18 protein-coding genes are annotated in these 18,001 nt (G+C 72.9%); 11 read left to right on the top strand and 7 right to left on the bottom strand.

Going from position 1 to position 18,001, the window contains the following annotated elements:
• Positions 1 to 76: 76 nt before the first annotated feature.
• A complete protein-coding gene (locus ACGF3H_RS21120; RefSeq protein WP_362490378.1) occupies positions 77 to 286 on the bottom strand; it encodes an acyl-CoA carboxylase subunit epsilon in 210 nt (69 codons plus the stop codon).
• Between the two features lie 9 nt (positions 287 to 295).
• Complete coding sequence (locus tag ACGF3H_RS21115) at positions 296 to 1,897, bottom strand: acyl-CoA carboxylase subunit beta (protein ID WP_362490376.1); 1,602 nt, start codon at positions 1,895 to 1,897, stop codon at positions 296 to 298.
• Between the two features lie 110 nt (positions 1,898 to 2,007).
• Between ACGF3H_RS21115 and ACGF3H_RS21110 the strand changes: the two genes are divergently transcribed.
• Both ACGF3H_RS21110 and ACGF3H_RS21105 read left to right on the top strand, forming a co-directional pair.
• A complete protein-coding gene (locus tag ACGF3H_RS21110; protein ID WP_362490373.1) occupies positions 2,008 to 2,871 on the top strand; it encodes a biotin--[acetyl-CoA-carboxylase] ligase in 864 nt (287 codons plus the stop codon).
• Between the two features lie 821 nt (positions 2,872 to 3,692).
• Entirely contained in the window at positions 3,693 to 4,832 is a 1,140-nt protein-coding gene (locus ACGF3H_RS21105) for an adenylate/guanylate cyclase domain-containing protein (protein ID WP_362487215.1), read from the top strand.
• Between the two features lie 11 nt (positions 4,833 to 4,843).
• Here ACGF3H_RS21105 and ACGF3H_RS21100 read toward each other — a convergent pair whose 3' ends face one another.
• Positions 4,844 to 5,500, bottom strand: coding sequence for a hypothetical protein (locus tag ACGF3H_RS21100; protein WP_362487213.1), 657 nt, complete (start codon positions 5,498 to 5,500; stop codon positions 4,844 to 4,846).
• A 215-nt stretch (positions 5,501 to 5,715) separates the two neighbouring features.
• Between ACGF3H_RS21100 and ACGF3H_RS21095 the strand changes: the two genes are divergently transcribed.
• Positions 5,716 to 6,516, top strand: a complete 801-nt coding sequence (locus ACGF3H_RS21095) for an enoyl-CoA hydratase-related protein (protein WP_362487211.1) — start codon at positions 5,716 to 5,718, stop codon at positions 6,514 to 6,516.
• A gap of 77 nt (positions 6,517 to 6,593) precedes the next feature.
• The gene (locus ACGF3H_RS21090; protein ID WP_362487209.1) at positions 6,594 to 7,742 is read left to right on the top strand and encodes a sensor domain-containing diguanylate cyclase; all 1,149 of its coding nucleotides are present in this window, start codon (positions 6,594 to 6,596) and stop codon (positions 7,740 to 7,742) included.
• A gap of 199 nt (positions 7,743 to 7,941) precedes the next feature.
• On the opposite strand, the gene ACGF3H_RS21085 is transcribed toward ACGF3H_RS21090, so the two are convergent.
• The gene (locus tag ACGF3H_RS21085; RefSeq protein WP_362487207.1) at positions 7,942 to 8,259 is read right to left on the bottom strand and encodes a hypothetical protein; all 318 of its coding nucleotides are present in this window, start codon (positions 8,257 to 8,259) and stop codon (positions 7,942 to 7,944) included.
• Positions 8,260 to 8,368: 109 nt separating this feature from the next.
• Between ACGF3H_RS21085 and ACGF3H_RS21080 the strand changes: the two genes are divergently transcribed.
• The 4 genes from ACGF3H_RS21080 to ACGF3H_RS21065 all read left to right on the top strand — a co-directional run bounded on the left by ACGF3H_RS21080 (position 8,369) and on the right by ACGF3H_RS21065 (position 12,538).
• The gene (locus tag ACGF3H_RS21080; RefSeq protein WP_362487205.1) at positions 8,369 to 8,722 is read left to right on the top strand and encodes a hypothetical protein; all 354 of its coding nucleotides are present in this window, start codon (positions 8,369 to 8,371) and stop codon (positions 8,720 to 8,722) included.
• Positions 8,723 to 8,944: 222 nt separating this feature from the next.
• Complete coding sequence (locus tag ACGF3H_RS21075; RefSeq protein WP_362487202.1) at positions 8,945 to 10,192, top strand: Ig-like domain-containing protein; 1,248 nt, start codon at positions 8,945 to 8,947, stop codon at positions 10,190 to 10,192.
• A gap of 152 nt (positions 10,193 to 10,344) precedes the next feature.
• Complete coding sequence (locus tag ACGF3H_RS21070) at positions 10,345 to 11,820, top strand: ABC transporter permease (RefSeq protein ID WP_362487199.1); 1,476 nt, start codon at positions 10,345 to 10,347, stop codon at positions 11,818 to 11,820.
• Between the two features lie 34 nt (positions 11,821 to 11,854).
• Complete coding sequence (locus ACGF3H_RS21065; RefSeq protein WP_362487197.1) at positions 11,855 to 12,538, top strand: ABC transporter ATP-binding protein; 684 nt, start codon at positions 11,855 to 11,857, stop codon at positions 12,536 to 12,538.
• 10 nt (positions 12,539 to 12,548) lie between these two features.
• Here the strand turns inward: ACGF3H_RS21065 and ACGF3H_RS21060 are convergent, their stop codons facing one another.
• The gene (locus ACGF3H_RS21060) at positions 12,549 to 12,719 is read right to left on the bottom strand and encodes a hypothetical protein (protein WP_393584867.1); all 171 of its coding nucleotides are present in this window, start codon (positions 12,717 to 12,719) and stop codon (positions 12,549 to 12,551) included.
• 77 nt (positions 12,720 to 12,796) lie between these two features.
• Complete coding sequence (locus tag ACGF3H_RS21055; protein ID WP_362487194.1) at positions 12,797 to 13,672, bottom strand: helix-turn-helix transcriptional regulator; 876 nt, start codon at positions 13,670 to 13,672, stop codon at positions 12,797 to 12,799.
• 153 nt (positions 13,673 to 13,825) lie between these two features.
• On the opposite strand from ACGF3H_RS21055, the gene ACGF3H_RS21050 reads away from it, so the two are divergent.
• Entirely contained in the window at positions 13,826 to 14,869 is a 1,044-nt protein-coding gene (locus tag ACGF3H_RS21050; protein ID WP_362487192.1) for an NAD(P)-dependent alcohol dehydrogenase, read from the top strand.
• Between the two features lie 118 nt (positions 14,870 to 14,987).
• On the opposite strand, the gene ACGF3H_RS21045 is transcribed toward ACGF3H_RS21050, so the two are convergent.
• Positions 14,988 to 16,235 carry an MFS transporter gene (locus ACGF3H_RS21045; RefSeq protein ID WP_362487190.1) on the bottom strand — a complete coding sequence of 416 codons (1,248 nt, stop codon included), beginning with the start codon at positions 16,233 to 16,235 and terminating at the stop codon, positions 14,988 to 14,990.
• Between the two features lie 122 nt (positions 16,236 to 16,357).
• Between ACGF3H_RS21045 and ACGF3H_RS21040 the strand changes: the two genes are divergently transcribed.
• Entirely contained in the window at positions 16,358 to 17,290 is a 933-nt protein-coding gene (locus ACGF3H_RS21040; RefSeq protein ID WP_362487188.1) for a LysR family transcriptional regulator, read from the top strand.
• Between the two features lie 120 nt (positions 17,291 to 17,410).
• Entirely contained in the window at positions 17,411 to 17,968 is a 558-nt protein-coding gene (msrA, locus tag ACGF3H_RS21035) for a peptide-methionine (S)-S-oxide reductase MsrA (protein WP_393584858.1), read from the top strand.
• Positions 17,969 to 18,001: the final 33 nt, after the last annotated feature.

The raw sequence follows: 18,001 nt of genomic DNA, 5'->3' as shown, positions 1-18,001 counted from the left end.
CTGAGTACGCGTACTCAAGAAAGGGGCGCGGGTTCCCGCTGCTGTGCGCGGGCCCCGCGCCCCCAGGGCGTCTTGCTCACACCGGCCAGTACGTGCGGCCCCACGACGCCGGGCCCGGCTGGGGCATGCGGTGGCCCGCGATGCGGGACGGGTCGGACCACGCGTCGCGCGGGCCCTCGGCGCCGGACGGCTCGGGCTGGGCCGTCGCGGCGCGGGCGCGGACCACCGCCAGGGCGGCGGCGAGCTCCTCGGGGGTCGGGTTGCCCCGTACGACCTTGATCGTCACAGCGGCTCCTTAGAGGGGGATGTTGCCGTGCTTCTTCGGGGGCAGGGATTCCCGCTTCGTGCGCAGCTGACGCAGGCCGCGGACGATGTGGCGGCGGGTGTCGGACGGCATGATCACCGCGTCGACGTAGCCCCGCTCGGCCGCCGTGTAGGGGTTGAGGAGGGTGTCCTCGTACTCCTGGATCAGGCGGGCGCGCACGGCCTCGACGTCCTCGCCGCTCGCCTCCGCCTCGGCGAGGGTGCGGCGGTGCAGGATGTTGACGGCGCCCTGGGCGCCCATGACGGCGATCTGGGCGGTCGGCCAGGCCAGGTTCAGGTCGGCACCCAGGTGCTTGGAGCCCATGACGTCGTAGGCGCCGCCGAAGGCCTTGCGGGTGATGACCGTGATCAGGGGGACGGTGGCCTCGGCGTAGGCGTAGATCAGCTTGGCGCCGCGGCGGATGATGCCGTCGTGCTCCTGGTCGACGCCGGGCAGGAAGCCGGGGACGTCCACGAAGGTGATCACGGGGACGTTGAAGGCGTCGCAGGTGCGCACGAAGCGGGCGGCCTTCTCGGACGCGGTGATGTCCAGGCAGCCGGCGAACTGCATGGGCTGGTTGGCGACGATGCCGACGGGGCGGCCCTCGACGCGGCCGAAGCCGGTGAGGATGTTCGGCGCGAACAGCGGCTGCGTCTCGAAGAACTCGGCGTCGTCGAGGACGTGCTCGATGACGGTGTGCATGTCGTACGGCTGGTTCGCCGAGTCCGGGACGATCGCGTCCAGCTCGCGGTCCTCGTCGGAGACGTCGAGGTCCGCCTCCTCCGGGAAGGCGGGGGGCTCCGAGAGGTTGTTCGAGGGGAGGTAGGACAGGAGCTGCTTGACGTACTCGATCGCGTCCTTCTCGTCGCCGGCCATGTGGTGGGCGACACCGGAGGTCGAGTTGTGGGTACGGGCGCCGCCCAGCTCCTCGAAGCCGACGTCCTCGCCGGTGACCGTCTTGATGACGTCCGGGCCGGTGATGAACATGTGGCTGGTCTGGTCGACCATGACGGTGAAGTCGGTGATGGCGGGCGAGTAGACCGCGCCGCCCGCGCACGGGCCGACCACCAGGCTGATCTGCGGGATCACGCCGGAGGCGTGGGTGTTGCGGCGGAAGATCTCGCCGTAGGCGCCGAGGGAGGCCACGCCCTCCTGGATGCGGGCGCCGCCGGAGTCGTTGATGCCGATCACCGGGCAGCCGGTCTTCAGCGCGAAGTCCATCACTTTGACGATCTTCTGGCCGTAGACCTCGCCGAGGGCTCCGCCGAAGACGGTGAAGTCCTGGGAGAACACGGCGACGGGGCGGCCGTCGACGGTGCCGTAGCCGGTGACGACGCCGTCGCCGTAGGGGCGGTTCTTGTCCAGGCCGAAGTTGGTGGAACGGTGCTGGGCGAACTCGTCCAGTTCGACGAAGGATCCCTCGTCGAGGAGGAGGTCGATGCGTTCACGAGCCGTCAGCTTGCCCTTGGCGTGCTGCTTCTCGACGGCGCGCGCGGAACCGGCGTGCGTCGCCTCCTCGATACGGCGCCTCAGATCCGCGAGCTTGCCCGCGGTCGTGTGGATGTCGGGCTGCTGCTCTTCCGGCTCGGACATCGGGATGCGGCTCCCTGCCTGCTCAAAAGGGGGGACGGTTACTCATCCGTAGAGTAGTGGGGGGTCCTCCGATCGGCAGTGCGGTGTTTCCCACACCTAGTGTGGGTTGCATGACACCCCGAGATGACTCCGGCCCCTCCGACAGCCGTTGGTCCGACCTGGACCGGCCGCCACTCAACGTCACGGCGCTGCGCCGGGGACTGGTGCGGGAGGGAGGGCTGTGGCGCCGGGTGGACGTGGTGCAGCGCACCGGCTCCACCAACTCCGACCTGGTGGCGCTCGCCGCCGAGGGGAAGGCCGACGAGGGGGCCGTGCTCGTCGCCGAGGAGCAGACGGCCGCGCGCGGGCGTCTGGACCGGCAGTGGTCGGCGCCGGCCCGCTCCGGTCTCTTCTTCTCCGTGCTGCTGCGGCCCGTGGACGTACCGGTGGCCCGCTGGGGCTGGCTGCCGCTGCTCACGGGCGTCGCGGTGGCGACCGGGCTGGCCCGGGCCGCGGGGGTCGACACGGCCCTGAAGTGGCCGAACGACCTGCTCGTCACGGTGGGCGGCGAGGAGCGCAAGGCCGGCGGGATCCTGGCGGAGCGGGCCGGCGACGGCGTGGTCGTCGGTGTCGGCATCAACGTCAGCCTGCGGGCGGAGGAGCTGCCCGTCCCGCGTGCGGGGTCGCTGGCGCTGGCCGGAGCGGTGAGCACGGACCGGGACCCGCTGCTGCGGGGGGTGCTGCGGGCACTCGAGGACTGGTACGGGCGGTGGCGGTCGGCCGGGGGCGACCCGGCGGTGAGCGGGCTGCAGGAGGCGTACGCGGCGGGGTGCGCGACGCTCGGGCGCGTGGTGCGGGCGGAGCTGCCGGGGGATCGGTCGCTGGCGGGGGAGGCGGTGGCCGTGGACGGGGACGGACGGCTGGTGCTGGCCACGGAGGCGGGGGTGCAGGAGCCGGTGGGGGCGGGGGACATCGTGCACTTGCGACCGGCGTGACCCTGCGGGTGCCTCCGGCGGTGGTGCGGGGTGCCGGGTGCCTCCGGCGGTGGTGCCGCGTGCGGGGTGCCTGCGGCGGCCTGCGCGGGTTCGGCGGGTGGTGCGGGGTGCCTGCGGCGGCCTGTGCGGGGTCGGTGGGGGGCCGGGTGCGTCCGGCGGTGGTGCCGCGTGTGGGGTGCCTGCGGCGGCCTGTGCGGGTTCGGTGGGGGTGCGCGTAGCGCGGTGCGTGGTGTGTGGGTCGGGGCCGCGCCGGGGGGTGTCCGTCCTCGGAACGGCGCGGAATCGGGGACTGACCAACAGGCGGGGCGTTGACGCGCCAACCGCTGCGGGCGGACACCCCCCGACACGTCCCCTTCCCGCCGTACGCGGCTGACCGCCGTCACCTCCATCCGGCTGCGGTCCGGTCCGCCGTCCCGCCCCAGCTGCGGGCTGCCGCCCGTCCCGCCCCAGCTGCGGGCAGTCGTGCCGCTGGGGCGGCACGGGTGGGCGCAGCGGCACCCCGACAGCGCCGGGTACCGCGACCCACCCCCGGCCCGCACCCGCGCCGGGCACCCGGGCAGCGCCGGGTACCGCGACCTACTCCCGGCCCCACTCGCGCCGGGCACCCCGGCAGCGTCGGGCTCCGCGCCTACCCTCGGCCCGCGCCCGCGCCGGGTACCCGGTAGCGCCGGGCTTCGTGAGCCAGCCGGCCCGCGGCCGCGCCCCGCGCTGGGCCGTGTGGGCTCGACCCCGCGTTCGGCTCGCGGAGTGAGCTGGGGCACACCTGACGTAAAGTTGGGGCCGGTCGAACCTGACCGCGGCAGATCGGAAGGGCAGCAGGCGTGACCGTCGACGACACGGGCTCCGGCGCGGACGGGGACGGCCGGGTGGACCCCGAGCCCGCCCCGGACTCCGCCGATTCCGGCGAGGACCCGCTCGCGCTGCGCCTCGAAGGACTGATCCTGGGCGCCGAGCGCCGCTACACCCCCTTCCAGGCCGCCCGCAGCGCGGGCGTCTCCATGGAACTGGCCTCCCGCTTCTGGCGGGCCATGGGCTTCGCCGACATCGGCCAGGCCAAGGCCCTCACCGAGGCCGACGTGCTGGCCCTGCGGCGCCTGGCCGGTCTGGTGGAGGCGGGGCTGCTCAGTGAGGCCATGGCCGTGCAGGTGGCCCGGTCCACCGGGCAGACCACCGCCCGGTTGGCCGAGTGGCAGATCGACTCCTTCCTGGAGGGCCTGACGGAGCCGCCGGAGCCGGGCATGACCCGCACCGAGGTGACGTATCCGCTGGTCGAGCTGCTGCTGCCGGAGCTGGAGGAATTCCTCGTCTACGTCTGGCGCCGTCAGCTCGCCGCCGCGACCGGCCGGGTCGTGCAGGCCGGCGACGACGAGGAGATGGTGGACCGGCGTCTCGCGGTCGGCTTCGCCGACCTGGTCGGCTTCACGCGGCTGACCCGCCGAATGGAGGAGGAGGAGCTCGGCGAGCTCGTCGAGGCCTTCGAGACCACCGCCGCCGACCTGGTGGCCGCCCGTGGTGGCCGGCTGATCAAGACGCTCGGCGACGAGGTGCTCTACGCCGCCGACGACGCGGGCACCGCCGCCGAGATCGCGCTGCGCCTCATCGAGACGATGGCGAACGACGAGACCATGCCGGAGCTGCGCGTCGGCCTCGCCTTCGGCACGGTGACCACCCGGATGGGCGACGTCTTCGGTACGACCGTGAACCTGGCCTCCCGGCTGACGTCCATAGCCCCCAAGGACACCGTGCTCATCGACTCCGCCTTCGCCGAGGAGCTGATCCGCACCCGGGACGCCCCGTCCTCCGAGGCGGAGGCGGCCGAGGAGGCCGCGGCGGCGGAGAAGGAGGGCGAGGAGCCACCGACGTACCGCTTCGCCCTCCAGCCGATGTGGCAGCGGCCGGTGCGTGGTCTCGGCGTGGTCGAGCCCTGGCTGCTCAACCGGCGGGGCGACGGCGGGGAGTAGGCGGACGGGTGTCAGCCGTCGCCGCTCAGCAGGTCCACGCACAGCCCGAGCAGCGGGACGCACAGGCCCCCCGGGGACTGCGGCTGCGGGGCGGGCGACGTGCGGCTCGGTGCGGGGGTGGGCGTGGGGCGTGGGGCGGGAGTGCCGGTGCTCGGCGGCCGCGGGGCCGTAGGGGTCGGGGCCGCGCTGCCGGTGTCCGGTGCGCGCGGGGTGTCCGGGCGGTTCGGGCGCTCCGGGATCGTGGTCGGGGGCGCCGCCGACGGGTCCGACGCGGAGGGGCGCGGTGCCGCGGAGTGGCTCGTGGACGGGCCCGGTATCAGCTTGTCGTCCGGTCGCGGGGACGCGCTCGGGCCGCCCATGACCGACGTCGCCGACGGACGCACCGCGCGCGTGGCACCGGCGTCCGCGGCCGCGCCGGTGGCCCGGCCGGACTCCGCGCCGCCCGCGTCGGCCCGGCCCGTCTCGACGCGCGGTGCGGCCTCGGCGCGGTAGCCGTCCAGTGCGCCGCCCCCGGGCTCGGGAACCAGCCGCACGAGGCTCAGGGCGCCGGCCGCCAGGACCAGGCCGCCGGCCGCGAGGACGGCCTTGCGGGGACGTCGCCGGCGGTGACGTCCCCGGATCCGGGGAAGCCGCGGGCGCGGTGCGGTCGGCGTGTCCGTCGTCGTCATGATCCCTCCCCGGGTGCGCAGGTGCCCCCCGCCGCTGCGCTTGGCGAGCGACCATAGGCGCTGCCGGACGCCGGGGCGGCGGCATCGACCGGATGTCACTCGAACGGGTGGGCGGAGGCGTGGTGCCGTGGCGGCACGCGTCCGGCCTTTCCCCGCGCCCGTCCGCCTGCGATGATCGGGCGGTCGTTGTTAACCCGCGTTAACCGGAGGGTGTCATGAGCGAGGAGCGGTTCGGAGAGTTCGTCCTGGTGCGGCGGCACGGGGACGGGCATGTCGCGGAGCTCGCCCTCGACCGGCCGAAGGCCATGAACGCCGTCTCGACCGCGATGGCCCGGTCCATCGGCGCGGCGTGCGCGGCGCTGGGCGAGGACCCGGGCGTACGGGTGGTGGTGCTGACCTCGACGCACGAGCGGGCGTTCTGCGTCGGCGCCGACCTCAAGGAGCGCAACTCCTTCTCCGACGCCGATCTGCTGCGCCAGCGGCCGGTGACGCGGGGTGCGTACACCGCCGTGCTGGAGCTGCCGGTGCCGACGGTCGCGGCCGTGCACGGGTTCGCGCTGGGCGGCGGGTTCGAGCTGGCGCTCTCGTGCGACGTGATCGTGGCCGACCCCACGGCGGTGGTCGGGCTGCCCGAGGTGTCGGTCGGGGTGATCCCGGGCGGGGGCGGCACGCAGCTGCTGCCGCGCCGGGTGGGGGCGGCGCGCGCCGCCGAGCTGGTGTTCACGGCGCGGCGGGTGGAGGCCGTGGAGGCGCGCGAGCTGGGCCTCGTCGACCTGCTGGCGGGCGAGGGACAGGACCGTGAGGAGGCGCTCGGCCTGGCGTCCCGGATGGCCGCGAACTCGCCCGTCGGGCTGCGGGCGGCCAAGCGGGCGCTGCGGCTCGGTCAGGGGCTGGACCTGCGGGCCGGCCTCGAGGTCGAGGACGCCGCGTGGCGGGCGGTGGCCTTCTCCGGGGACCGGGCGGAGGGTGTCGCGGCGTTCAACGAGAAGCGGGCGCCGCGCTGGCCCGGGGAGTGACGGGCGAAGCGCGCGGGCCGGTCCCCGTTCGCGTCGTCCATGTCCACTTTTGAGTAGAACGTCCCTAGCCTGGAGTGATGGGTGAGGACAGGCGGCTCGCGGCCGTCGTGGCGTTGGCTCAGGGCATGGCCGCCGCGCACAGTTCCCGGGAGGCGTGGCGGGCGGCGGCCGCCGGCGCCTGCCGGGCGCTGGGCGGCAGCTTCGCGGCCCTGTCGGTGTGGGAGCGCGAGCTCGGCCGGCTCCGGGTCCTGGTGAACGTGGGCGCGCGGGCCGAGGACGAGGAGGAGTTCCCCGAGGACGAGTCCTACCCCGTGCACCAGTTCGCGGAGATCACCGAGTTCCTGCACGAGCGCTGGGCCGGCGGCGGTGAGCCCGACGCCTGGGTCGAGACGGCCGTGGGCCCCGCGGCGGGGAGCCCCGGGTACGTCCACCAGCGCGTCGCGGCCCTGCGCCGCCGCGGGCGCGGCTGCTGCGTGGTCGCGCCGATCGTGCTGCACGGCCGCGCCTGGGGCGAGCTGTACGTGGCCCGTCCGGTGGGCGAGCCCGTCTTCGCACGGGGCGACGCCGACTTCGCCACCGTCCTGGCCTCGGTGGTGGCCGCCGGGATCGCGCAGACCGAGCGGCTCGAGGAGGTCCGGCGCCTGGCGTACACCGACGCGCTCACCGGCCTCGCCAACCGCAGGGCGGTCGACACCCGCCTGGACGAGGCGGTGGAGCGGCACCGTACGGAGGGTGTCGTCGTCAGCCTCGTCGTGTGCGACCTCAACGGGCTCAAGCGGGTGAACGACACGCACGGGCACGCCGCAGGCGACCGGCTCCTGGAGCGCTTCGGGTCGGTCCTGTCGTTGTGCGGGGCCATGCTGCCGGGCGCGCTCGCGGCCCGGCTCGGCGGTGACGAGTTCTGCCTGCTCGCGGTCGGGCCGCCCGCCGACGCGGTGGTCAAGGCGGCCGAGGAGCTGTGCCGCCGGGCGGCCGAACTGGAGCTGGGGGACGGTGTGGCCTGCGGCATCGCGTCCACGGAGGACCCGGTGGGGCCCGTCCGCTCCGCCCGCCGGCTCTTCCGGCTCGCGGACGCCGCGCAGTACCGGGCCAAGGCCGAGCGGGCCGGCCGGCCGGTCGTGGCCGGCCGTGAGGGACCCGACGATCCCGTCGTGCGCCTCGCGGACGAGCCGCCCCGGGGTGAGGGCGGGGAGCGGCGGCGCTTCCGCGGCCGCCGTTCGCCCTAGCGGCCCCGCGGCGGCCCCACGACTGCCCGGGCGCTCCGGGTGAGGGGCGTCCCCGGCGACCAAGGACTCACCCCGGCCCCGGCGTCGCGGGCGGTCGTCGAGGCGGCGCGGGCGGCCGGTCCGAGCCCACGGGGCCCGTCGCGCGGTGGCGTGACGGGCCTCGGTGGAGTCAAGACCGTCAAAAGAACGTCAAGTGATGTCAAAAATCGAGGCGTTCCCGGCGCACCGAGTACACGACGAACCCCGCACCGAGGCCGAGGCAGGCGGTGCCGCCGATGACGTACGGGGTGCTGTCGAAGCTGCCGGTGTCGGCCAGCCGGGCGCTCTCCTCGCCGGCGGCCGCCGTGTCGGTCGACACGGCTCTGGCCTGCTCGGTGACCTGCGGGGACGGGCTCGTGGAGGCGGTGTCCTCGGCCTGGGTCCCGGGCGCGGCGTTGGCGGACGGGACGAACCACAGGGCGCACAGCAGGCCCCCCGCGGCGGCGGCGGTCAGCAACGGACGGCGAGCGGATGACACGGAATATCGATCCCCTTGTGGCGCTGGCGAATTGGCCGTGTGGGCAGATGTTAGTGAAAGGCGCGGGTCACAGGAAAGTCACGGGAGCGCTCGGCCGTACTCTCCGGGCATGAGCACTCCAGAGACATCACGTTTTGTGCGGCTTCGCGTGGACCTCGTCCTGGCGGTCGACGACGAGGAGGCGGTCACCGGTGCGGCGCTGCAGGCCGTCGCCGACGACTCCACGCTGCCGGAGGCGGAACGGACGCACGCCGAGCGGGCTGTGACCGAGGACACCGCCGAGGCCCTCGCCTATCTCGTGGATCCATTCGACCTGGTCAGCGCGGTCCCCGGGATCGAACTCCAGCAGGCCTCCTGGAGCAGTGAGCAGATCGACTACGACCCCGGCTCGCCCGATTGGGGTCTGGACGAGGATGATGGCGGCCAAGACGAACCGGAAGACGGTGAATCGGCGGCCGGCTGACGCGGCGTGGGGAAAATCGTGACCCCCGGCGGCAACCGCCGTCCGGGGTTCCGCCGTCTCAGGAGGCGCACCGACCGACCCCCGCACCACCACCGCCCCGAGGCGGAGTGGTATGTCCCACACCCACTGAGGATATGGAACGGGACGAACCGGTCGTAGCGTTGAACGTCTTGGCGGGGGAGCTCGGGGTTTCGGGAATCGGCAACGATGGAGAAGCGTGTGATGACGGACGGTAAGCGGCGCAAGGGCCTGGCGGCCGCGTCCGCACTGCTCGGCGGTGTGCTGGTGCTCTCGGCATGTTCCAGCAACGACGCCGACGCCTCCGGAGGTGGGGACGACAAGGCCTCGCAGGCGCAGGTCGACGAGGCGGCAGCCAAGAAGACCTCCGAGGCCCAGATCAAGATCACGCCTGAGAACGGCTCGGACAACGCCTCCATCAACAACGCGGCGGCCGTCACCGTGAGCAAGGGCACGCTCACGGAGGTCAAGATGACCACCACGGACGGCACCGAGGTCAGCGGCGAGATATCCGCCGACAAGACCAGCTGGAAGCCCAGCACCCAGCTGGAGCGGGCCACCACCTACAGGCTGACGGTGACCGCCCAGGACTCCGAGGGCCGCGCCGCCCACGAGAACAGCTCCTTCACCACCGTCTCCAAGAGCAACAGCTTCATCGGCACCTTCACCCCCGACGACGGCACCACCGTGGGTGTCGGCATGCCCGTGTCGATCAACTTCGACAAGGAGATCACCAACAAGGCCGCCGTCCAGAAGGCGATCACCGTCAACACCACCAGCGGTCAGGAAGTCGCCTGCCACTGGTTCAGCACCCAGCGCATGGACTGCCGCCCCGAGAACTACTGGCAGGAGGGGTCCACCGTCACCCTCAAGCTGGCGCTGGACGGCGTCGAGGGCGCCGACGGCGTCTACGGCGTCCAGCAGAAGACGGTCACCTTCAAGATCGGCCGCAACCAGGTCTCGTACGTCGACGCGAAGACCAAGCAGATGAAGGTCACGCAGGACGGCAAGACCATCCGGACCATCCCGATCTCCGCGGGCTCGCCCGACAACAAGACCTACGAGGGCCAGATGGTGATCTCCGAGAAGTACAAGGAGACCCGGATGGACGGCTCGACCGTCGGCTTCACCGACGACGACGGCAAGGGCGAGTACGACATCAAGGACGTGCCGCACGCCATGCGCCTGAGCACCTCCGGCACCTTCATCCACGGCAACTACTGGGGCAAGGGCATCTTCGGCAGCGCCAACACCAGCCACGGCTGCGTGGGCCTGGAGGACGCCAAGGGCGCCGACGACCCGAACACGCCGGGTGCCTGGTTCTACAACAACTCCATCGTCGGTGACGTGGTCGTCGTCCAGAACACCGGTGACAAGACCATCGCCCCGGACAACGGCCTCAACGGCTGGAACGTGGACTGGGCCCAGTGGAAGGCGGGTTCGGCGGTCTGACGCCCAACTCCCCGCGGCTCACCGCGACTTCACGACGGACGCCCGTCGCCCCTCACCCGGGGGCGGCGGGCGTCCGCCGTTCCCCCCCGCTTCTCATCTCCCTCTTACGCGGGCCTTATCCCTTCATCACGGGCCGTCCCTAGCTTTCGGCCATGTTCTTCACCTACCTGAGGCGCGAGCTGCGCCGCCGCAGAAAGGCGGCCCTCGTCGTCGCCTCCGGCCTGGCGCTGGGCATCGCGCTGGTCATCGTCGTCGACTCCGTCTCCTCCGGCATGGGCAGGGCCCAGGACAAGGTCCTGCAGTCCCTGTACGGCCTGGGCACGGACATGACGGTCACCAAGGCCGCGTCGCCCACCCCCAGCACCTCCGACCGGCCGCGCTTCCGCTTCGACGCGCAGGACGACGGCTCCGAGGAGGAGCAGAGCACCGACCGCGTCATGGTGCAGGGCTTCCAGACACTGGCGAGCTCGACCGTCGGCAAGGTCGCCGGACAGAGCGGCGTCGCCGACGCGGTGGGCGGGCTGAGCCTGCAAGTCGTCAAGGTCAGCGGGCAGTTCACGCGCGGTCAGTTCCAGCAGGACGGTTCGGGCGGCGGCCAGGGCCAGGGCCAGGGTGGCGGGCCGGGCGCCCAGCAGGCCCCCGAGGGCCGCGTCCAGGGCGGCGGCGCCGACTTCGACGTCAACAGCTACTCCGTCTACGGCACCGACGTCACCGAACCCGCCCTCGGCCCGCTGACCTCCTCCTCGATCACCAGCGGCCGTACCTTCAAGACGTCGGAGACCGACGCCGAAGTCGCCGTCGCCGACGCGGCGTACGCCAAGGAGAATAAGCTCAAGACCGGCTCCACGGTCACCATCAAGAGCATGAAGTTCCAGGTCGTCGGCATCGCCACCGCCGACAGCGGTGACGCGGCGGCCGACCTCTACGTGCCCCTGGCACAGGCCCAGACGCTGGGCGACGCGAAGGACAAGGTCACCACGATCTACGTCAAGGCGACCGACTCGCAGAGGATCGACGGCGTCAAGTCCGCGATCCAGAAGAACATCTCGGGCACCACGGTCACCACCTCCGCCGACCTCGCCGACACCGTTTCCGGCTCCCTGTCCACCGCCTCCTCCCTCGCCGCGGGCGTCGGCAGGTGGCTCTCCGTCGTGGTACTGGCCGCCGCGTTCCTCGTCGCCGGTCTGCTCACCTCCGCGGCGGTCTCCCGCCGGGTGCGCGAGTTCGGCACGCTCAAGGCGCTGGGCTGGCGCTCGGGCCGGGTGACCCGGCAGGTGGTCGGCGAGGCCGTCGTCAACGGCCTGGTCGGCGGCGTCCTCGGCATCGCGCTCGGCCTGGCGGGCGCGTACGCCGTCACCACGGTCAGCCCGACCCTGGAGGCCCAGCTCGGCGGCGGCGCCGGCGGCGGGGGCACGGGCGGCGGCTTCGGCGGTGGCGGCGGCATGGGCGGCCCCGGCCGGCAGACCGCCGCGAAGACCCTGGACATCGCCCTCACCGCGCCGGTCAGCGTCACGACCATCGCCCTCGCGGTCGCCCTCGCCGTGGCCGGCGGACTCGTCGCGGGCGGCTTCGGCGGCTGGCGCGCCTCCCGGCTGCGCCCGGCGGACGCCCTGCGCCGCGTCGAGTAGCGCCAACCCCCATACCTCTCCCAGGAGTTGCACCATGTACGAACTCAGAGGCGTCACCAAGCGCTACACCCGCGGCAAGGACGCCGTGCACGCCCTCGACGGCGTCGACCTGACCATCGCCGACGGCGACCGTCTCGTCATCCAGGGCCCCACCGGCGGCGGCAAGTCCACGCTGCTGCAGATGCTGGGCGCCCTGGACCGGCCGACCTCCGGTGAGGTCGTCCTCGACGGCATCGACCTGGCCAAGCTCCCCGAGGCCCGGCTGACCCGGGTGCGCAGCGAGAGCATCGGCTTCGTCTTCCAGTCCTTCAACCTCATACCCACCCTCACCGCGCAGGAGAACGTCGAGACCGCGCTGGTCCCGCTCGGCGTCAAGGCGAAGGAGCGGCGCGAGAAGGCCGCCGAGGCCCTGGCGTCCGTCGGGCTCGGCGAGCGGCTCGGACATCTCCCCGGCGAGATGTCCGGCGGTCAGCAGCAGCGGGTCGCCATCGCCCGCGCGCTGGTCAAGCAGCCGAAGGTGCTGCTCGCCGACGAGCCCACCGGCAACCTCGACGAGTCGACGCGCGACGAGATCATGGACGTCCTCGACCGCATGTGGAAGGAGCTGGGGCTCACCTTCGTGATGGTCACCCACGACTCGGCGATCGCGAAGAAGGCCCCGCGCCTGGTGACGATCCGCAAGGGTCGGATCAGCATCAAGGAGAACGCCTCCGCGTGAGCCTCCGCCGTCACGGCCGGGCGAAGGCCCCCGCCGCCGCGGCCACCGTGGCCGTGGCGGCGGCCTGTTCGGGCAGCAGCGGGTCGGGAGCGGCCCGCAGCAGCACCAACTGGTGGTAGAGCGGCGCGGTCGAGGCGACCAGCAGGCGCCGAACCGGCCGGCACGGCTGCGTGCCGCGCACGCGCCCAGGGCGGCAACCGGCGCGCCGCCGAGCTCATCGAGGAAGCGTCGGCCCGAGAGCGGGGGCCGGCCGGCGGGTCACGTCGTCAGCGCGGTCGCCGCGTCCGTCCCCCAGCTCGCCAGCAGCCGCAGCCCCTGCGCCGACGGTGAGCCCGGCTCGGCGTGGTAGGTGATGAACGCCTGCTCCTCGTCGTCGACCAGGCGGAACGTCTCGAAGGACAGGGTCAGGTCGCCGACCAGCGGGTGACGCATCCGCTTGACGCCGTAGGTCTTCTCCTTGACGTCGTGCGTGGCCCACAGCCGCCGGAACTCCTCGCTCTTCACGGACAGCTCACCGACCAGGGCGGACAGCCGCGGGTCGTCCGGGTGCCGCCCCGCGTCCATGCGCAGGAAGCTGACCATGTCGTACGCCTTCTGGTCCCAGTCGACGAACAGGTCGCGGTACTCCGGGTTCAGGAAGACCAGCCGCGCCCAGTTCCGCTCCTGGGCCGGCAGTTCGCCCCAGTCGCCGAAGAGGGCGGCGGCCATGCGGTTCCAGGCGAGGATGTCCGACCGGCGGCCCGTCACATAGGCGGGCACCGTGTCGATCGACTCCAGCAGCTGGAGCAGCGCCACCCGCACCGGCTGCTGCGCCCGCCCCGCCGAGGCCCGCCTGCGCTGCTGCTTCGGCTTGGCGAGGTGCGTCAGGTGGGCGTGCTCGGCGTCGGTGAGCCTGAGCGCCCGGGCGATCGAGTCCAGGACCTCCGCCGACACGTTCTGCCCGTTGCCCTGCTCGAGCCGCGTGTAGTACGCCACGGAGACCCCGGCGAGCTGCGCCAGTTCCTCGCGGCGCAGTCCCGGCACCCGGCGGTGGCGCCCGAAATCCGGCAGCCCCACGTCCTCCGGCTTCAGCCGGGCCCGCCGGGTCCGAAGGAACTCGCTCAGTTCGGCACGCCGGTCCAGCTGTCCATCCATGCCCTCCAGTATTCCCGGTCGTACGCACAGAAGCCTGTCCCCGCTGGTGGTAGGAACGCTGGACGTAGGCAGAACCGTGGTCTGGGTGGAGTCCGGCGGGCCGGGCAGAGTGGAGACAGAACACCCCTCTACGAGAATCCCGGAGACCCCGGCATGACCACCACTGTCGCTGCATACGCCGCCCCCGCCGCCAAGGCTCCGCTGGAGCGCACCACCATCGAGCGGCGCGAGGTGGGCGAGCACGACGTCCTGATCGACATCAAGTTCGCCGGCATCTGCCACTCCGACATCCACCAGGCCCGCGAGGGCTGGGGCGAGGCCATCTTCCCGATGGTTCCCGGCCACGAGATCGCGGGCGTCGTCGAGGCGGTCGGCTCCGGCGTGACGAAGTTCAAGGTCGGCGACCACGTCGGCGTCGGCTGCATGGTCGACTCCTGCGGCGAGTGCGAGAACTGCCTGGCAGGTGCCGAGCAGCACTGCGTCCGCGGCAACGTCCCGACGTACAACGGCGTCGGCAAGGACGGCGAGCCCACCTACGGCGGGTACTCGCAGAAGGTCGTCGTCGACGAGGCCTTCACCCTGCGCATCCCGGACGGGCTGCCGCTGGACGCGGCCGCGCCGCTGCTGTGCGCCGGCATCACCACGTACTCCCCGCTCAAGCACTGGGGCGCGGGCCCGGGCAAGAAGGTCGCCGTCGTCGGCCTGGGCGGCCTCGGCCACATGGGCGTCAAGATCGCGCACGCCCTCGGTGCCGAGGTGACGGTCCTCTCCCAGTCCCTGCGCAAGAAGGACGACGGCCTCAAGCTGGGCGCGGACCACTACCACGCGACGAGCGACCCGAAGACCTTCGAGGACCTGGCGGGCTCCTTCGACCTGATCCTCTCCACGGTCTCCGCGCCCCTGGACTTCGGCGCGTACCTGGGCCTGCTGAAGACGGGCGGCGCCCTCGTGAACGTCGGCGCCCCCGAGGAGCCGATCTCCCTGAACCTCTTCTCCCTCATCGGCGGCAACAAGACCCTCGCCGGCTCGATGATCGGCGGCATCGCCGAGACCCAGGAGATGCTGGACTTCTGCGCGGAGCACGGCATCGGCGCCGAGATCGAGCTGATCGCCGCGGCCGAGATCAACGACGCCTACGAGCGCGTCCTGTCGAGCGACGTCCGCTACCGCTTCGTGATCGACGCGGCGACGATCTGATGCCTCGCACCCACCCGCACGCCGGGCGCGCCCACCGGACGGGTGGGCGCGCCCGGCCGCTCTCTCCGGGGCCGGGGCGGCCCGGCGCGGGTGCGTGGCGGTCTCGCGTGCGTCCCGGTCACCCGACCGGGACGCCCGCGTCCGGGACGGCCGGGGCCGGGTCGGTCAGGTGTGTCCGGCGGGGCAGCAGGAGCGGCGTGGCGAGCAGGAGGACGCTCGAGACGGTGATCGCGGCCAGGGGGCCGACGAGGCCGGCGAGGACGCCCCAGAGCAGCATCAGAGCGGCCTGGACGAGCCTGCTGCCGACGCTCCACGTGCCGATGACCCGCGCCGCACGGTCCGTGGGGGTCCGCTGCAGGCGTTCCGTGGCGTGGATCGGGTTGTAGATCCCCATGCAGGTGATCAGCAGGCCCTCGACGACGATCATGATCACGAGGCCGGGGACGCCGGGCCGGAGGAACGCGAGACCGAGCGGGAACAGGGAGCGCAGCCACCCGGAGACGGCCAGCACCCGGTAGCGGCCGTACCGCCGCACCAGGCGGGCCGAGAGGCGGGCGCCCACGAAGCCGCCCAGTGCCGGGACGCCGAAGGCGAGGCCGTACTGCCAGGCCGGGACGCCGTACTCGCCCAGCAGGAGGACCGCCAGGAGCGGACCGGTGGCCATGATCAGGCCGCCCACCAGCACCTGGTTGAGGAACAGGCGCCGCAGTACCCGGTCGCGGAGGATGAACCGCCCGCCGTGGAGCAGGCCGGCCGCCCCCGGCCGGGCCGCCGGGTCGCGCGGTGTCACGACGTCGCTGCCGCGGATGCGGCGGACGGCCAGCGCGGACAGCAGGTAGCTGACGGAGTCGGCCAGGACCGTGACGACCGGGCCCAGCAGTCCGACGAACGCGCCGCCGAGAGGCGGGCCCGCCGCGGTCGCCACCCAGGTGGTGCCCTCCAGCCTCCCGTTGGCGCCGAGGAGGCGGTCCCCGCGGACGAGGTGTTTCAGGTACGCGCCGGACGCGGCGGTGAAGGCGAGGCCCGCCGTCCCGGAGACGACCGAGACGACCAGCAGCTGGACGTAGGACAGCAGGCCGAGGACGTACGCGACCGGGATGCTCGCCATGGCGAGGAAGCGGGCCAGGTCCGTGGCGATCATCACCGGCCGTTTGGCCCGGTGCTCGACCCACGGCCCGAGCGGGAACGCGACGATCGCCGCGACGGCGAGCCCGGCCGCCTCCAGCATTGAGACCGCGAACGCCGACGAGTGGAGGACGCGCACCGCGATGAGCGGGAACGCGCCGAACGCCGTCCACGTGCCGTACGTGCTGATGGCGTAGGCCAGCCACAGCCGGCCGAAGTCGGACCCCGGTCCCACGCGCACAAGACTCCTCCGGAACAACCGTTGCTTGGGTCCGCACATCACATCGGTCGGGGATCACCAGGAGCAAACAACCATCTGTTGAGGAGCCACAACGATCGGTTGGGCACACATAGGCTGCTCCCATGGACACCGAGGCAGTGCGATCCTTCGTCCGGGCGGCCGAGCTCGGACAGCTCCAGCACGCGGCCGACGAGCTGGGCGTGACACAGCAGGCGGTCTCGAAGCGGATCGCCGCCCTGGAGCGCGAGCTGGCGGCCCGACTGTTCACCCGCACCGCCCGAGGCGTCGAACTCACGCTGGACGGCCAGGCACTGCTCCCGCACGCGCGGAGCATCGTCGCCGGCGTCGACCGCGCCGTCGCCGCGGTCAGGCCGGCTTCCCGGGCCCTGCGGATCGACGTGCTCGGCCTGCGCAGCGCGCAGGCCGTCGTCCTGCACGACTACTGGCGCTCCCGCCCCGGAACCGACCTCGACGTGGTGACCCTCAGGGTCGACGACCCCCACGTGGCGGCCGCCGCCGTCCGGGCGGGCGAGATCGACGCCTCCTTCCGCAGCGTCACCGACCCGGCCACGCTGCCGCCCGACGTGCGGATGATCCACGCCTTCGACTCCCCGCTGGAACTCCTCGTCGGCCCCAGGCACCCGCTCGCCTCCGCACGCACCCTGACACCGCCCCGGCTGCGCGGACTGCGGATCTGGGTGCCCGGCATCGCACCCCGGAGCGAATGGGCGGACTTCTACGACCAGCTCACCGAGGCCTTCGACCTGCGCATCGACGCCGCCGGCCCGAACTTCGGCAACGAGGTCCTCCTCGACACCCTCGCGGAATCCGCCGACGTCGCCACCCTCGTCGGCGCCCGCGACCGGTACGTCTGGCCGGCCCATCACGACCTGCGGCGCATCCCGATCGTGAACCCGACCCTCGCCTACCCGCTCTCCCTCATGCTCCCCGCGACGAACCCGCACCCGGGCCTGAGGGCGGTCGTCGACCACCTGGCCACCCTGACGCCGCCCCCCGGGCCGTCCTGGCGGCCGTCCTGGGCGATGACCCGGTGAGCCGCCGGGCGGGCACGGAATCGCGCGGAACCCTCGCGCGTTGAGGGAAGCGGGCCAGGAGTGCCGGTGTGCGAGCCGGGCAGCCCGAGCGACCGGACGAACGATTTTGGAGGGGCCGTAATGGCTGCGCAGACGCAGAGGGCCGTGCTGGCGGGCGGATGCTTCTGGGGGATGGAGGAGCTGATCCGCCGCCTTCCGGGTGTGACCGCCACCCGGGTCGGCTACACCGGGGGTGACGTGCCGAACGCGACGTACCGCAACCACGGCACTCACGCGGAGGCCATCGAGATCCTCTTCGACCCGGAGGAGACCGACTACCGCGCGATCCTGGAGTTCTTCTTCCAGATCCACGACCCGAGCACCAAGAACCGCCAGGGCAACGACATCGGCCTCAGCTACCGCTCGGCGATCTACTACGTCGACGACGAGCAGAAGCGCATCGCCGAGGACACCATCGCCGACGTGGACGCCTCCGGGCTCTGGCCCGGCAAGGTCGTCACCGAGGTGGAGCCGGTCGGCCCCTTCTGGGAGGCCGAGCCCGAGCACCAGGACTACCTGCAGCGCTACCCGGAGGGCTACACCTGCCACTTCCCGCGCCCGGGATGGCGACTGCCCGCCCGCACCGAGGGCACCGCTCAGTGCGGCAGCGTGGCCGGGCTGCCGCCGTTCGCCTCGTAGCCCGCCACCGCCAGGGCGCGGTAGACCGCGAAC

The organism is Streptomyces sp. NPDC048185, assembly GCF_043202495.1.
Lineage (GTDB): Bacteria > Actinomycetota > Actinomycetes > Streptomycetales > Streptomycetaceae > Streptomyces.
Note: the sequence above shows the minus strand (reverse complement) of the source record. Positions and strands in the feature narration are given on the sequence as shown.

Coding starts and splice junctions, on each gene's coding strand:
- ACGF3H_RS21055 (WP_362487194.1), bottom strand. CDS start 13,672: ATGGATGGACAGCTGGACCGGCGTGCCGAACTGAGCGAGTTCCTTCGG.
- ACGF3H_RS21080 (WP_362487205.1), top strand. CDS start 8,369: ATGAGCACTCCAGAGACATCACGTTTTGTGCGGCTTCGCGTGGACCTC.
- ACGF3H_RS21090 (WP_362487209.1), top strand. CDS start 6,594: ATGGGTGAGGACAGGCGGCTCGCGGCCGTCGTGGCGTTGGCTCAGGGC.
- ACGF3H_RS21095 (WP_362487211.1), top strand. CDS start 5,716: ATGAGCGAGGAGCGGTTCGGAGAGTTCGTCCTGGTGCGGCGGCACGGG.
- ACGF3H_RS21065 (WP_362487197.1), top strand. CDS start 11,855: ATGTACGAACTCAGAGGCGTCACCAAGCGCTACACCCGCGGCAAGGAC.
- ACGF3H_RS21050 (WP_362487192.1), top strand. CDS start 13,826: ATGACCACCACTGTCGCTGCATACGCCGCCCCCGCCGCCAAGGCTCCG.
- msrA (WP_393584858.1), top strand. CDS start 17,411: ATGGCTGCGCAGACGCAGAGGGCCGTGCTGGCGGGCGGATGCTTCTGG.
- ACGF3H_RS21075 (WP_362487202.1), top strand. CDS start 8,945: ATGACGGACGGTAAGCGGCGCAAGGGCCTGGCGGCCGCGTCCGCACTG.
- ACGF3H_RS21115 (WP_362490376.1), bottom strand. CDS start 1,897: ATGTCCGAGCCGGAAGAGCAGCAGCCCGACATCCACACGACCGCGGGC.
- ACGF3H_RS21040 (WP_362487188.1), top strand. CDS start 16,358: ATGGACACCGAGGCAGTGCGATCCTTCGTCCGGGCGGCCGAGCTCGGA.
- ACGF3H_RS21110 (WP_362490373.1), top strand. CDS start 2,008: ATGACACCCCGAGATGACTCCGGCCCCTCCGACAGCCGTTGGTCCGAC.
- ACGF3H_RS21070 (WP_362487199.1), top strand. CDS start 10,345: ATGTTCTTCACCTACCTGAGGCGCGAGCTGCGCCGCCGCAGAAAGGCG.
- ACGF3H_RS21100 (WP_362487213.1), bottom strand. CDS start 5,500: ATGACGACGACGGACACGCCGACCGCACCGCGCCCGCGGCTTCCCCGG.